Origin of the sequence: Kerstersia gyiorum (assembly GCF_004216755.1) — a bacterium.
GTDB classification, from domain to species: Bacteria; Pseudomonadota; Gammaproteobacteria; order Burkholderiales; family Burkholderiaceae_B; genus Kerstersia; species Kerstersia gyiorum.
Genome location: NZ_SGWZ01000001.1, coordinates 1,124,571 through 1,139,748, shown reverse-complemented (window position 1 = coordinate 1,139,748; position 15,178 = coordinate 1,124,571). Strand labels below are relative to the sequence as shown.

14 protein-coding genes are annotated in these 15,178 nt (G+C 63.4%); 13 read left to right on the top strand and 1 reads right to left on the bottom strand.

All coding sequences use genetic code 11. The features are described from left to right. The first annotated feature begins 186 nt into the window (after positions 1-186). The 13 genes from EV679_RS05050 (at position 187) to EV679_RS04990 (ending at position 14,112) form a co-directional block, all read left to right on the top strand. On the top strand, positions 187-858 hold the full coding sequence (locus tag EV679_RS05050; RefSeq protein WP_202969500.1) for a GntR family transcriptional regulator: 672 nt from the start codon (positions 187-189) through the stop codon (positions 856-858). Between the two features lie 23 nt (positions 859-881). Continuing rightward, entirely contained in the window at positions 882-1,793 is a 912-nt protein-coding gene (locus EV679_RS05045) for a dihydrodipicolinate synthase family protein (RefSeq protein WP_068366668.1), read from the top strand. A 175-nt stretch (positions 1,794-1,968) separates the two neighbouring features. After that, positions 1,969-3,150: an extracellular solute-binding protein gene (locus EV679_RS05040; RefSeq protein ID WP_130486612.1), complete on the top strand. Its 1,182-nt coding sequence runs from the start codon at positions 1,969-1,971 to the stop codon at positions 3,148-3,150. 198 nt (positions 3,151-3,348) lie between these two features. After that, positions 3,349-4,407, top strand: a complete 1,059-nt coding sequence (locus EV679_RS05035; RefSeq protein WP_130486611.1) for an ABC transporter ATP-binding protein — start codon at positions 3,349-3,351, stop codon at positions 4,405-4,407. Continuing rightward, entirely contained in the window at positions 4,408-5,331 is a 924-nt protein-coding gene (locus EV679_RS05030) for an ABC transporter permease (RefSeq protein WP_242611422.1), read from the top strand. Positions 5,332-5,335: 4 nt separating this feature from the next. After that, entirely contained in the window at positions 5,336-6,178 is an 843-nt protein-coding gene (locus tag EV679_RS05025) for an ABC transporter permease (RefSeq protein ID WP_068366678.1), read from the top strand. Between the two features lies 1 nt (position 6,179). After that, positions 6,180-7,382, top strand: a complete 1,203-nt coding sequence (locus EV679_RS05020) for a mandelate racemase/muconate lactonizing enzyme family protein (protein WP_068366681.1) — start codon at positions 6,180-6,182, stop codon at positions 7,380-7,382. Next, positions 7,379-8,257, top strand: a complete 879-nt coding sequence (locus EV679_RS05015; RefSeq protein WP_068366683.1) for an SMP-30/gluconolactonase/LRE family protein — start codon at positions 7,379-7,381, stop codon at positions 8,255-8,257. The genes EV679_RS05020 and EV679_RS05015 overlap by 4 nt, the downstream gene beginning before the upstream one ends. A gap of 1 nt (position 8,258) precedes the next feature. Further along, entirely contained in the window at positions 8,259-9,041 is a 783-nt protein-coding gene (locus EV679_RS05010; protein ID WP_068366686.1) for an NAD-dependent epimerase/dehydratase family protein, read from the top strand. Between the two features lie 4 nt (positions 9,042-9,045). Then, complete coding sequence (locus EV679_RS05005) at positions 9,046-10,044, top strand: aldose 1-epimerase (protein ID WP_165389951.1); 999 nt, start codon at positions 9,046-9,048, stop codon at positions 10,042-10,044. Continuing rightward, complete coding sequence (araD, locus tag EV679_RS05000) at positions 10,041-11,777, top strand: L-arabinonate dehydratase (RefSeq protein WP_127775018.1); 1,737 nt, start codon at positions 10,041-10,043, stop codon at positions 11,775-11,777. The genes EV679_RS05005 and araD overlap by 4 nt, the downstream gene beginning before the upstream one ends. 16 nt (positions 11,778-11,793) lie before the next feature. Continuing rightward, positions 11,794-12,519 carry a ribonuclease activity regulator RraA gene (locus EV679_RS04995; RefSeq protein WP_130486609.1) on the top strand — a complete coding sequence of 242 codons (726 nt, stop codon included), beginning with the start codon at positions 11,794-11,796 and terminating at the stop codon, positions 12,517-12,519. Positions 12,520-12,591: 72 nt separating this feature from the next. Then, positions 12,592-14,112, top strand: coding sequence for an aldehyde dehydrogenase (NADP(+)) (locus tag EV679_RS04990; RefSeq protein WP_130486608.1), 1,521 nt, complete (start codon positions 12,592-12,594; stop codon positions 14,110-14,112). Between the two features lie 102 nt (positions 14,113-14,214). On the opposite strand, the gene EV679_RS04985 is transcribed toward EV679_RS04990, so the two are convergent. After that, a complete protein-coding gene (locus tag EV679_RS04985) occupies positions 14,215-15,087 on the bottom strand; it encodes an isocitrate lyase/PEP mutase family protein (RefSeq protein ID WP_127775019.1) in 873 nt (290 codons plus the stop codon). Positions 15,088-15,178 lie beyond the last annotated feature (91 nt).

Here is a 15,178-nt window from a genome sequence, read left to right as displayed (position 1 = left end):
TGAAATCTGATATATCAGATATTGACTGTGATATATCAGAATGGAAAAATGGCTTCAACACAAAACAACAAAAAGACGCAGCGAAAACCCGGGTTCCGGCCCAGTCCCAGTCATTTTCCTGTTGATGCCAAGACCGTATTTCGCTGTCACCCGTTTCCTTTTTTGATCCCCACCGGGGCTGCAACAATGTCCAATGCCGTTTTCTCCTCGCCCATCCAGCCGATCAAGCTGCGCAGCCTGCGCGACCACGTGCACGATCAACTGCGCTCGGCCATCATCGCCGGCAAGCTCCGCACCGGGGAAAAGCTCAACGAGCGACAGCTGGCCGCACAGTTCGGCATCAGCACCAGCCCGCTCAAGGAAGCGCTGCGGCAGTTGGAAGGCGAAGGCCTGGTCCACACCGAAGCCAGGCGTGGCACCTATGTCACCTTCTCTGCCCGCCAGGCCGAAGAAATGACGCTGGCCCGGGCCGCGCTGGAAAGCATCATTGCCCGCCAGGCCGCCAAACACGGCAGCGACGCAGATTTCAGTTTCCTGAGCAACGCCATCGTGCAAATGCAGCAGGCCGTGGACGCGGGCGACATTGACGCCCTGGTGGAACTCAATGAAAGCTTCCACGACGGCATCCACAGCGCCTCCGGCTGTACGTATCTGTGCCGGCTGCAGAACGCCCAGCGCATGTACGACCATGCGGCACGCATCACCGTCCTGAGCAGCCCCGAGGTGCGTGAGCAATCGTTCTGCGAGCACCGGGACATCATGGCCGCCATCACTTCAAGAAATGAAGACCTTGCCGAACGGCTGATGCGCGAGCACATCCTGAAAGCCGGTCAGACACATATCGAACTGGTTTTCTAAGCCAATAACAAAAGGAGGAGACAATGGATTTCAAGGCATACCGCCAGGTGCTGCATGGCATCTCGGGGGTTCACGCAACCGCTTACGACGCGCAAGGGGAAATAGATCCAGCGCTCACCGGGCGCATCATTTCCAGCATTGCGGCAGCCGGTGTGCACAACATCGTCAGTGGCGGCAATACCGGCGAGTTCTACAGTCTGACGCTCGACGAGATCATCCGCCTGCAGGCAATTGCCATCGAAGCCAACGCCGGCCGTGCCGCCGTCACCGCCTCTGCGGGCCGCTCGGTGCGTGATGCGATCCACCTGGCGCAAGCCGCCACTGCCAACGGCGCCGACGGTTTGATGATCCATCATCCGCTGGACCCTTTCGCGGCGCCACATGCTCAGGTGGACTATTTCATCGCCATCGCCGAAGCCACCGAGCTGCCCGTCGTTGCGTATATCCGTTCCGACCAGATTCCTCTGGACGACATGGTGCGCCTGGCCACCCACCCCCGCATCGCCGGGGTCAAGTTCGCCGCCACCAATACCATGCTGTTCTTTGAATGCTGCCGCGCCACAAAGGGTACGGATGCCACCTGGATCTGCGGCCTGGCCGAAAGCTGGGCCCTGCCCTTCCACGCACTGGGCGGCAAGGGATTCACTTCCGGGCTGGTGAATATCGCCCCCGAGCGCTCCCTGGCAGTCTGGCGTGCGCTTGAGGCCGGGGACTATGCCCGCGCCCGCGCCGTGGTGGACAGCATCGCAGAATTCGAAACCATGCGTACCAAGTATCGCAATGGAGCCAACGTCACGGTCGTGAAGGAAGCGCTGCAAATCCGCGGTTTGCCTGTCGGCCCTACGCGCTTGCCTGGCCTGGAGCGCCTGGAACCCCAGGACCGCGCTCGCCTGGAACACATCATCAAACACTGGGAGACCGACGGAATCATGTAGCGCATCCGGCAACGACCCGGAATGGAGCGCACCACCACCCGCGCATCCCTGCCGAGTTGCTTGCCTGAAACAGTGGCTTCTGGAGGAGACATGAAGCCGGCTGGACCTGGTTTTTATAGAAAACGGCCGTGACACAACACACAAGACGAGCCGTTCAATGACAAAGGAGGATGACATGGATGCACGCTTTTCCCGGCGCAGCTTTATCGCAGGCGCCAGTGCTGCAGGGCTGGGGCTGGTTCTGCCCAAGGGCAACGCCTGGGCACAGCTGGCGCTGCCCAGCAAACCCGTGGCCCTGAACGTGATCGACGCGGCAGGCAATCTTGCATTGACGCAACAGATCTTCGACAACTTCGCCAAGGCGCGCCCCGAGCTGGTTTCGCGCTTCACCTTCAACAAGGCCCCGGCCCCCGAATTGCCCGGCAAGATCAAGGCGCAGCAACGGGCCCGCCGCATCGACATTGACCTGGTCATCATCGGCCCCGATGCCCTGTCCGCCGGCCTGGGGGACGACATCTGGACGGACTTTTCCGCCATCCCCAATAGCGGCCTGCCCGACCTGAAAAACATCTACCTGGACCCCGCCTGGCGGATGCAGGAAATGGGCAAGGGCCGAGGCGTGGTGGTGTCCTATTACCCTTCCGGCCCCCTGCTTGAGTACAACCCGGCCAAGGTTCCCAACCCGCCCAAAAATGCCGAGCAGCTGCTGGCCTGGGCCAAGGCCAACCCGAACAAGTTCATCTATGCCCGTCCCGCGAATTCCGGTCCGGGACGCACCTTCCTGATGGGCTTGCCCTACCTGCTGGGCGACAGCAATCCCAAGGACCCGGTCAATGGCTGGAGCAACACCTGGGCCTACCTGAAGGAACTCAATCGCTATGTCGAGTACTACCCCGCAGGTACCGGCGCCCTGATGAAAGAACTGGGCGAAGGCACGCGCGACATGACGGTCACCACCACGGGCTGGGATATCAACCCGCGGGCCCTGGGCGTGGTGCCGAAATCCATGGCGGTAGGCAAGCTGGACGGTTTCCATTGGGTCTGCGACGCCCACTACTTCTCCATTCCCCGCGGCGTGCCGGAAGAACGCATCGCCGTGCTGCTGGAATTCATCAAGTTCGCGCTGCAACCTGACCAGCAGGCCTATTCGTACGACGCGGGCTACTTCTATCCCGGCCCCGCCGTCAAGGACGTCACCATCGAAATGGCGCCCAAGTCCAGCCAGGAAATCATGGCGGAATACGGACGCCCTGAATACGCAGACTGGATTGCCAACAATCCGATCGACCTGCCGCTGGAACCGGAAGCGCTGGTCGCGGCATTCCGGATGTGGGACGAACTGGTCGCCTCGGTCTGAGCCGTCCAGCGGAGGTAGACCGCCTGCGCCCCGGCGGGTAGCGCCCAGCGCGCCACCCGTTGCCGGCCTCGCTGCCGCAAGGCATGCCAGGCGCTGCCTCCCGCCCGCATTTCGCCGTCCTTAGATTCATCGCCTTGCCCCGGCGCCCGCCTGCGCGCGCCGGGTGTTTGCCCCATGTCAACATTCTGGGTATCCGCTATGTCTTTCAGCGAACTCCGGCTCAACCGCATGAGCCGCGCCTTCGGAGCATTCAACGCCCTGAAGGCCATCGACCTCTCCATCCGCAAGGGTGAATTCATTGCTTTGCTGGGCCCGTCGGGCTGCGGCAAATCCACGGCGCTCAATTGCATCGCCGGCCTGCTCGGCACGACGGGCGGCGGCATCTACATGGATGACCGCCGCATCGACCGGCTCAAGCCCGAAGAACGTGGCTTCGGCATGGTGTTTCAGAACTATGCGCTCTTTCCCCACATGAGCGTGCTGCACAACGTCGGTTTCGGCCTGAAGATGCGCGGCATGCCCAAGGCGGAAATCGAAAAACGCGCCCGCCAGGCTCTCTCGCTGGTCCGGCTGGAAGGCCAGGCGGAAAAGTTGCCGGGACAACTGTCCGGCGGCCAACAGCAACGCGTGGCAATCGCTCGCGCCATTGTCATCGAACCGCCGCTGGTGCTGATGGATGAGCCGCTGTCCAACCTCGACGCCAAGCTCAGGCTGGAAATGCGCTCGGAGATCCGCCGCATCCACAACCAGCTGGGCGCCACGACCATCTACGTCACCCACGACCAGGACGAGGCCCTGTCGCTGGCCGACCGCATCGTCGTCATGCGCGAAGGCGAAATCCGGCAAATGGGCGCTCCCAGCGAACTGTATGAAAGCCCGCAATACCTGGACGTCGCCGCATTCATGGGCTTTCGCAATGCCATCCCCGGCAAGGTGGTGGAAAAGGCCGGCGATCAAGTCACGATTGCCGTCGCCGGCGACCGCCTGACCGGCCGCGCCATGGCAGCACTGGACATCGGCGACGAAGCCATCCTGGCCGCACGCGGCGACGATGTCACCGCCTGCGGCGCCAGTTCCAACACGATCTCCGCCACGGTGGAAACCATTGAGTACCGCGGCCGCGAATACGTCGGTACCGCCCGCACCGACACCGGCTTGCAACTGATTTTCCACGCACCGAAGAATGTCGAACTGGGCAGCCGCATTTCCCTGCATATCGACCAGTCGCGCGCACTGGTATTCGCACCGGAGGGCTGAATGATGTCCATCACCGAAACCCTGCCGGTCACGCGACGTGACGACGACCAGCCCGGCTGGCGTCAGCGGCTTGCCAATCGCGGCGTGGACGGCACGACGCTGCTGATCCTGCCCGCCCTGATCTTCGTCGTCGGCGTATTCATCTATCCGTTCCTGTACGGTCTTTTCCTGTCGTTCGACCCACTGGACGGAGGCGGTGCACTGGCGAACTACAGCAAGTTCTTTTCCGACCCCTACCTGTACAAAACCATCAGTGCCACGCTTTGGCTGGCCGTGCCGGTCACCGTCTTCTCGGTGCTGTTTGCCGTCCCCATCGCCATGCGCGTGCGGCTGATGTCGCGGCAACGCCTGCTGACCACCATCCTGGTGCTGCCGGTGACGCTGGGAACGGTTCTGATCGCGGAAGGCCTGCTCAACTACCTGGGCCCCCAGGGCTGGTTCAGCCGCACGCTGATGGCCATCGGACTGGTGGATAACCCGCTGAAACTGACCAACAACTACTGGGGGGTCTTCGTATCACTGGTGATCACGGTCTTCCCGTTCACCTTCCTGCTGACACTTTCCTACGTCACAGGCATAGACCCTGCCCTGGAACGGGCGGCTGCCACCCAAGGCGCCGGCAGTTGGCAACGTTTCCGCCACGTCATGCTGCCCTTGCTGGTTCCCGGTCTGGTGGTGGCTTCGTGCCTGACCTTCGTGCAGGCCTTCGCGGTATTCCCTTCGGCTGTCCTGCTGGGCGCGCCGTCCGGGCCGACACGCGTCATTTCGATCGCAGCCGCCCAGGCCGCCTTCGAACAGTATGACGATTCCATGGCGTCGGCGATCGCCATGATCATGGCCGCAGTGCAGCTGATTGTCGTCGGCGCGCTGCTGGGCGTGCGCTCCATGTTCTACCGCGGCTCCGCTGCTGGCGGCAAAGGATAAAAAAATGATCCGCGACACTACATTCCTCTCCCGCCTCTGGATCACTGCAGTCTGGGTGATCACCGGTTTCTTCGTCCTCAACGTGATTGCCGTCATCGGCGCAGTGCTGGTGTCCAGTTTTGGCACGCGCTGGCTGGGCACCTGGTTTCCGGAAGGCTTCACCACCCAGTGGTACGCCGCTTCCTGGGCCGAATTCCAGCTTGGGCAAGTCCTGCTGGTGACGTTCCAGGTCGTCTTCCTGGTCGTGCTGCTATCCGGCCTGATCGGCGTCACCGCGGCCTATGCGATGGCGCGCCGCGAGTTCCCGGGCAAGAAGGCCGTCATGCTGATCTTCCTGCTGCCGCTGCTGGTACCGCCCATCACCTTCGGTATCCCGCTGGCCACCGTTCTGTACAAAGTCGGCGTGGGCGGCACATTCTGGGGGGTCGTACTGGCCAATCTCGTCCCGACAGTGCCTTTCGTCATCCTGGTCATGATTCCCTTCATCGAGCAGATCGACACGAAGATCGAATCCGCTGCGCGGGTCTTCGGCGCAGGCACGTTCAAGCTGTTCTGGCACGTACTGCTGCCCATGCTGCTGCCCGGCATCCTGGCCGCCATGCTGCTGGTGCTGGTCCGTACCGTCGCCATGTTCGAACTGACCTTCCTGACCGCAGGCCCGACCTCGCAAACACTGGTCGTCTCCCTCTACTACTCGGTATTTGCTGCCGGGGTGCGCTCGGTGCAGTCCATTGACGCCATGGCCGTGATCTACATGGTCACTTCCCTGGTCTGGCTGCTGCTTGCCCTGCGTTTCGTCAACCCTACCCAGATTGTGGCGCGCAGCCGCCAGCCCTCGGAACACTGAGATGAAGATTACTGCCCTGGAAACCATCCAACTGCCGCACCTCAACAATATCCTGTGGGTGCGCATCCATACTGATGAAGGCATCATCGGGCTGGGTGAAACCTTCCGTGGCGCCACGGCCGTGGCGGCCTACCTGCACAGCGAGGTAGCGCCACAGCTGCTGGGACGCGATCCTCTGGAAATCGACAGCATTTCCAAGCTGCTGCTGGAACCTTATGTCGGCTTCCGTTCCTCCGGCGTGGAAATCCGCGCAGCATCCGCAGTCGATATCGCCTTGTGGGACATCTTCGGCAAAGTCACCGGACAACCCGTGCACCAGTTGCTTGGCGGCTTATCCCGGCCACGAATCCGTACCTACAACACCTGCGCCGGCTATACGTACAACAAGGCCGGCGCACGCCGCTACATCGGCGATGGGGACCAGGGCGCGGAAGGCCCTTACGAAGACCAGATCGCGTTCCACCGCGATGCGGGCGCCCTCGCCGAAAGCCTGCTGGAACAAGGCATCAGCGCCATGAAGATCTGGCCTTTCGACCCCTACGCGGTGGCCAATGGCGGCAACTTCATCCACGCCACGGAAATCGACCAGGCGCTCAAGCCTTTCCGGCAGATACGCGATGCCGTCGGCGACCGAATGGAGATCATGGTCGAGCTGCACTCGATGTGGGACCTGACTTCGGCGCTGTCGATTGCCAGCGCGCTGCGCGACTTCAGGCCCTTCTGGGCCGAAGACCCGCTGAAGATGTCCAACCCGCAGGCGCTGGCCACCTATTCCCGGCAAGCCGGAATTCCCGTCTGCGCCAGCGAAACCATGGCCACGCGTGCGCAATTCCTGGATGTGCTGCGCGTGGATGCCACGGACTACGTGATGCTGGATATCTCCTGGTGCGGCGGCCTGTCGGAAGCCAAGAAAATCGCGACCATGGCCGAAGCCTTCCAGCGGCCCGTGGCGCCGCACGACTGCACCGGTCCCGTTGTCTTCGCAGCATCCATCCACCTTGCGCTGAACGCCCCCAATGCAGTCTTCCAGGAATCGGTCCGGGCCTATTACACGTCCTGGTACCGCGACCTGGTCACCGTCATGCCGCATATCGAGGCAGGTCATATCCATCCCTTCGAAGGAGCCGGCCTGGGCCTGGAGCTTTCGGAATTCGTGCTGACGCACCCTGATGTGATCCGCCGCCGTACGGAAGCCGAATCATGACTGGCCCCTTTCTCTGTCTGGCGGATCTGCGCGGCGGGCTGCTGGAAAGCCCGCTGTGGGATGATCGGCGCCAGCTGCTGTTTGCCTGCGACATCGACACCGGCCTCGTCCTGGCGCTTGACCTGCAAGGCAACACGCATGGCCGCTGGCAATTCGGCCAGGCGGTCACGGCACTGGGCCTGGGCACCAGCGGCGCGCTGGTGGTCGCCCTCGCCCGGTCGGTGCTGCGCTTCAACCCCGACACCGGCGCCCGCGAGGTGCTGTGGAACGGGTTCGACGAACCCGCGACCTCTCGCCTGAACGACGGCAAAGTCGGCCCCGACGGCGCGTTCTGGGTCGGCAGCATGGATGGACGGCCACAACGGGAAAAGGTCAGCCGGCTTTACCGGATCACCGCAGACGGCACGGCGGAAATCAAGGCGACCGGCATCGAGATTTCCAATGGCCTGGCCTGGACCGCAGACGGCCGCACCATGTTCCATTCCGATTCGCGCGGCCCCTGGATAGACCGCTATGACTTCGATTGCAGCAACGGCGGCCTGTCCAACCACCGACGTATCCGCGAACTCGACGAAGCCAGCGGCAGGCCGGACGGCGGTGCCTGCGACGCCAACGGTAATTACCTGAGCGCAGGCGTCTCGGCGGGCGTCCTGAACCTGTTTTCGCCGGAAGGCGCCTTGCTGGACTGCTATCCCTTCCCTGTCCCGGCCCCGACCATGCCCTGCTTCTGCGGCCCCGGGCTCACGCAGTTGGCAGTGACCAGCCACCGGCACGTCAGCGCAGCACAACTGGCAGCAGCGCCACAATCCGGCGGCATTTTCCTGGCCAGATCCGGTGTGGCGGGCGCGCCGGTGGCCCGTATGAAAGGAATCTGAGATGAAAAAGCACTTGTTGCTGACCGGGGCTTCCGGCAACCTTGGGCGCCTGCTGGCCCGCGAACTTTCCGCGCTGGGCTACCGGCTGCGGCTGTCCGATATCGTGCCGTTTCCGGACCCCCTGCCTGCCGGGTGCGAATTCCGGGCAGCCGATCTGGCAGATGCCAGCGCTGTCGCCAGCCTGGTGCAGGGCACGGACTGCATCCTGCATTTCGGCGGCATCAGCGTGGAAAAACCGTATCCCGGCATTATTGAATCCAATGTGCTGGGCAGCACGCATATTTTCGAAGCCGCACGGCAGGCACGCCAGCGCGTGATCTTCGCCAGTTCGAATCACGCCATCGGCTTCCATGGGCGCGACACGCCGCTCGATAGCCATGACAGCTATCGTCCCGACGGCTACTACGGTTTGTCGAAGGCATGGGGAGAGTTGCTGGGCCGCATGATGTTCGATAAGCATGGCATCGAAAGCGTGCACCTGCGCATCGGCTCCTGCCTGCCCGCGCCGACCGAGGCCAGGCACCTGGCCACCTGGCTTTCGCACGGCGACCTGCTGCGGCTGGTGTGCGCTGCCATCGAAGCGCCGGAGACCGGCTGCGCCATCGTCTGGGGCGCCTCGGCCAACCGTGCCAGATGGTGGCACCAGGACGATGCCGCACGCATCGGCTACACCCCGGAAGACGACGCCTCCCGGCATGGCGAATTGCCTGAAGTCGGAGATGCCATCGCACAGCGCTTCCAGGGCGGCAGCTTCACCGCCATCGACTATTCGAAAACGGAGTAGCGCAATGCTGGTTCTCGACGCGCATGGATACCGCCTGACCGTTGCACCTGAATATGGCGCAACGATGCTGACGGCTGACTGGCAACATCCCGACGGCCGTCGTGTTCCGCTTCTGGCGCCGCTGGATCAGCCAGGCCAGGGCTTGAAGGCGGGCTGTTTCATCATGGCCCCGTTTGCCAATCGCATCGCCGCAGGCCGCTTCGAGTTCGAGCATGTCACGCATCAACTGCCCATCAACCGGTCGGAAGAGAACGTCGCCATTCACGGTTTTTCCCGGGATCGCTCCTGGCAAGTCCTGCAAGCCGACGCCAGCCTCGCGGTGCTGGCCGATGAGTCCGGCACCCCGGCCGGCCAGACCGGAATGCCCTGGTGCTATCGCATCGAACAGCGCATCCAGCTGTCCTCGACGGGCATCGAGATCCAGCTGTGCCTGACCAACCGGGGCAAGCACGCCCTGCCGTTCGGCATGGGCCTGCACCCCTGGTTTCCCAGGTCTGCCGGCACGACGCTGGCATTCTCGGCGAACGGCCACTTCCCCCGGGATGCCGACGGCCTGCCGGCAGGTTCCTGGCAGCCCCATCCGGAACTGGGGCGAGGCACGCCGACGCTGCTGTCTGCGTGGCAGGGCACGGACTTGTGCTTTCTGCAATGGCAGCCGTCCCTGGCCCGCATCAACTGGCCAGAACAGCAAACGACGCTATCGCTGATTGGCACTGGCGCACTGCGACATCTCCATGTCTACCTCCCGCGTGACCGCGACGTGTTCTGCGCCGAACCCGTCAGCCACCTGCCCGACGCCATCAACCGCCCCGGCCTGGGGTCGCTGGCGGCCATGAGCACACTGGCCCCCGGGGAGAGACTGGCAGGCGGGCTGACGCTATCGGCCTTGGCCCTGGATGAAGCGACCGGCCTGGCAGCGGCCACGCCCTGCTCATCCTCATCCGGACACGCCGGACAACTGAAAGCTGCACTTGAAAATCAACACCAAAGGCAACAGATATGACTGAAAAGAAAAAATACAGTGATCTGCGCTCCGCACGCTGGTTTGCACCCGATGACCAGCGCTCATCCGGGCACCGCTCCCGCACCCTGCAAATGGGCTACGACCCGGCCGACTGGGAGGGCAAGCCTTGCATCGCCATCATCAATACCTGGTCTGACGCGCAGCCCTGCCACATGCACTTCAAGGAACGGGTGGAACGGGTCAAGCGCGGCGTGCTCCAGGCCGGCGGCTTCCCGCTGGAACTGCCCGCCCTCTCTTTGTCGGAAAGCTACGTCAAACCCACGACCATGCTCTACCGCAATCTGCTGGCGCTGGAAACGGAAGAACTGCTGCGCTCCCATCCGATCGACGGCGCCGTGCTCATGGGCGGCTGTGACAAAACCACGCCGGCACTGGTCATGGGTGCCGTCAGCGCCGGACTGCCCTTCATTTACCTGCCGGCCGGCCCCATGCTGCGGGGTAACTACGCCGGAAAGTACCTGGGTTCCGGCACCGACATGTTCAAGCTCTGGGATGAGCGCCGCGCCGGCAATGTCACGCAAAAGGAATGGCAGGGCATGGAAGCCGGCATCGCCCGTTCCTACGGGCATTGCATGACCATGGGAACCGCGTCCACCATGACGGCCATCGCCGAAGCCATGGGCCTGTGCCTGCCGGGGGCGTCATCCATTCCCGCCGCCGACGCCAATCACCAACGCATGTCCACCGAGTGCGGGCGTCGCATCGTGGATATGGTGTGGGAAGACCTGACACCCAACAAGATCATCACCCCGGCCGCCGTCCGGAATGCCGTGACGGTGGCAATGGCGACCGGCTGCTCCACCAACGCCATCATTCACCTGATTGCCATGGCCAGGCGCGCAGGCATTCCACTGGAGCTTGACGACCTGGACCGCATCGGACGCACCACGCCCGTCATTGCCAACATCCGGCCCTCAGGTACGCAGTATCTGATGGAGGATTTTTTCTACGCTGGCGGCTTGCGCGCGCTCATGCGCCAGCTTGGCGACAAACTGGATGCCAGCGCGATCGACGTCACGGGCCGGCCGCTGGTGGAGGGCCTGGCAGATACGCCCATCTGGAATGAAGACGTGATCCGGCCACTGTCGAATCCGGTCTACCACGAAGGTTCACTGGCAGTTTTGAAAGGCAATCTCTGTCCGGATGGCGCGGTCATCAAGCCTGCGGCCTGCGACCCGAAATTCCACCGCCACCGCGGTCCGGCGCTGGTTGCCGACAGCTACCCCGAACTGAAGAAGATCATCGACGACCCGGATTATCCGATGACGCCCGACACCGTACTGGTGCTGCGCAATGCCGGCCCGCTGGGCGGGCCCGGCATGCCTGAATGGGGCATGATCCCGATGCCCAAGGCGCTGATGAAACTGGGCATGCGCGACATGGTGCGGATTTCCGACGCGCGCATGTCCGGCACCAGCTTTGGCGCCTGCGTGCTGCACGTCGCGCCGGAATCCTTCATCGGCGGTCCGCTGGCGCTGCTGCGCAACGGAGACATCGTGGAGCTGGATATTCCCGCGCGCCGCCTTGACATGCTGGTCCCCGAGGCGGAACTGGCCGAGCGCCGTGCCGCCTGGCAAGCCCCCGAACCCAAGTACGAACGCGGCTACGGACATATTTTTTCCAAGCATGTCGAACAGGCTGACAAGGGCTGCGATTTCGACTTCCTGAAAACCGATCATGGCCGGCCTGTCGATGAGCCGGTCATCTACTGACCCACTGGAGTATCAGATGTCTGACTATGTGCTTTCAGAAGCTACACGCGCCAAGCTGAAAAAAGTGTCCACCGCCTCTGTGGCGACGGCGCTCTACAAGCGCGGCCTTCGGACCCAATTCATCCAGGGAGTTGTGCCCGTCACCCCCAAGCCCGAGAACATGGTGGGGCAGGCATTCACGCTGCGCTACATTCCGGCCCGCGAAGACCGCAATCCGCTCAGTGTTTTCCGCAACGTAGACCACCCCCAGCGCGTCGCAGTGGAAACCTGCCCGCCCGGCTGGGTCCTGGTCATGGACGGCCGCAAGGATGCCCGTGCCGCCACGGCGGGTTCCATCCTGATCACCCGGCTGGCATTGCGCGGCGCTGCCGGTATCGTGACGGACGGAGGCCTGCGCGATGTCACTTCCATCGGCGCACTGGACATGCCGGCCTATTGCGCCAGGGCATCGGCGCCCACCAACCTGACGCTGCATGAAGCGCTGGATATCAATGTGCCCATCGCCTGCGGCGACGCGGCGGTTTTCCCCGGTGATGTACTGGTTGGCGATGGTGATGGCGTGATGGTGATCCCCGCGCATCTGGCCGATGAAATTGCGAATGAATGCGCCGATATGGAGCGCTTCGAAGATTTCGTGCTGTCGGAAGTCCAGGCAGGCACGCCCATCATCGGCCTCTACCCCTGCACCCAGGAAGAGAACCAGAAGAAATACGAGGAGTGGCGCGTCAGGACCGGGCGCTGAACCGGCCGGCAACACCTGACTTTTCCCTACCGCGCCTGGCCGCGCGGCCAGTACCAAAATGCAAGGATGACCATGACTTTCACCCCGCACGGCAAGCATCTGATCGCCGGAGAATGGGTCGCCACCACTGACGCCTTCCAGAGCAGCCCGGCCCACGGCCCGTCGTACCGTTTTTCCACAGGCTCGCCTGAACTGGTGGACCGTGCCTGCCAGGCCGCCGAAGCCGCCTTCCCGGCCTATGCAGCCAGCAGCCGCCAGGACCGGGCTGCCCTGCTCGAAGCCATCGCAGATGAAATCGAGGCTCGCGGCGCCGATATCACGGCCATTGGCAGCCAGGAAACCGGGCTGCCTGAAGCCCGCCTCAATGGCGAACGCGGCCGCACCACCGGCCAGTTGCGACTGTTCGCCCGGCACATACTGAAAGGCGAATACCTGGACCGGCGCCTCGATGAAGCCCAACCGGAACGCCAACCGCAAGCACGCCCCGAAATTCGCATGATGCAACGCCCGGTCGGGCCTGTTGCCGTGTTCGGAGCCTCTAATTTTCCCCTCGCCTTTTCCGTGGCCGGGGGCGACACGGCGGCAGCTCTGGCAGCAGGTTGCCCGGTCGTGGTCAAGGGCCATCCCGCCCATCCCGGTACCGGTGAAATTGTCGCGCAGGCCATCCTCGCCGCCATTCAGCGCACCAACATGCCACCCGGGATTTTTTCGCTGATCCAGGACGGCGGGCCGGCGACTGGCGCCGCCCTGGTCCAGCACCCGCTGATTCTTGCCGTCGGATTCACCGGCTCACAGGCAGGCGGCCGGGCGCTCTTTGATCTCTGCGCCCAGCGCCCCGAACCCATTCCGTTTTTCGGCGAACTGGGCTCCGTCAACCCCATGTTCATCCTGCCCGCCGCTCTGCACGCCAGGGGCGCAGAACTGGCGCAGGGCTGGGCGGCATCCTTGACCCTGGGAGCCGGCCAGTTCTGCACCAACCCCGGCATTGCCATCGTCAGCACTGGCCCGCAGGGAGATGCCTTTGTGAATGCCACGGCCAGCGCCCTGGCGAATATCGGCCCCCAGACCATGCTGACCAGCGGCATTGCCGATGCCTACTGCCACGGCAAGCAGCGTTTCGAGCAACATCCCGCCGTGCGCGAGGTCTACGTCAGCGGCAGCAGCGGGCGCAGCGCCAGCCCGAACCTCTATGAGGTCTGCGCGCAGGATTTCCTGGCTGCCCCCACCCTGGCGCATGAAGTTTTCGGCCCCCTGGGCCTGGTGGTACGTGCAAGCAACGACCAGGACATGACACGGCTCGCCCGCCAGCTGGAAGGCCAGCTGACCGCCACGCTGCAGATGGATGACGACGACACGGCATTGGCGCACGCACTACTGCCCATCCTGGAGCGCAAGGCCGGCCGCATTCTGGTCAATGGCTTTCCTACCGGCGTGGAAGTCGTCGACAGCATGGTGCATGGCGGCCCCTATCCTGCCAGCACCAACTTCGGTGCAACATCGGTAGGCACCTTGTCGATACGCCGCTTCCTGCGCCCTGTGGCATACCAGAACCTGCCTGGCGCCATCATGCCGGATGACCTGCGACAGTTCTGAAACCTCGCCCCTGGCCAGGCCCCTGAAAAGTAAAAGCCGGACCGCCAACTCGTGGCGGTCCGGCTTTCAAGGGCGAACAGCAATGGCGGCCGCCCTCCTGCCTCAGCTGTATTTTTTCTCCAAGCCGTCCCAGAAAGGCTTGTTCACCAGGCGCTGGCGTTCCAGGAACGGAGTGACCAGGGCGGGATCTTCCTGCACTTCCTTTTCATCGCGCAGCACCGTCAGCGCTTTCTGCATGCCGGCCACCGCCCCTTGCAGAGCCGCATTGGCATAGAGCACGAACGCAAAACCCAGCCCGCCCAGTTCCGTGGCATTGAAAATCGGAGTTTTTCCGCCGATGACCAGGTTCATGAGCTGCGGTTTATCGACCAGCTCAGGCAGGCGACGGACCTCTTCCTGGGTCTCCAGCGCCTCGACAAACAGGATGTCGGCGCCAGCTTCGGCATAGCGTCCGGCACGCTCCAGGGTTTCCTCGAAGCTATGCGTACTACGGGCATCGGTACGCGCCATGACCAGGAAATCCGGGTCGCGGCGGGCATCGACAGCTGCCTTGATCTTGCCGACCATTTCATCGGCGGCAATGACTTCCTTGCCGGAGAAGTGGCCACAGCGCTTGGGGCTGACCTGGTCTTCCAATTGAATGCAGTCCGCGCCCGCACGCTCCAGCGTACGTACCGCGTGGTAGGTATTGAGTGCATTGCCAAAGCCCGTATCCGCATCCACCAGCAGCGGCACCTCGACCGCGTCACGGATGCGCGCGGTGTGCTCGGCGATGTCGCTCAGGCCCATGAAGCCCTGGTCCGGCAAGCCGAAACTCATGTTGGTCACACCCGCGCCGGTGATGTAGATGGCCTCGAATCCAAGGTCCGCAATAACGCGGGCCGACAAGGCGTTGAACGCGCCCGGCACGATGATGCCGCGGCGAGCCTCGGCCAGCGCGCGCAACTGCTTCCTGGGGGATGATGCCTGACTCATTGATAGACTCCTTCGATTGCTCGCCGCACAGGCCCGCCATCCAGACCGGTCCTGCGCCGCCGTTCCGGGCGCGGCGAGGGTATCTCGATCC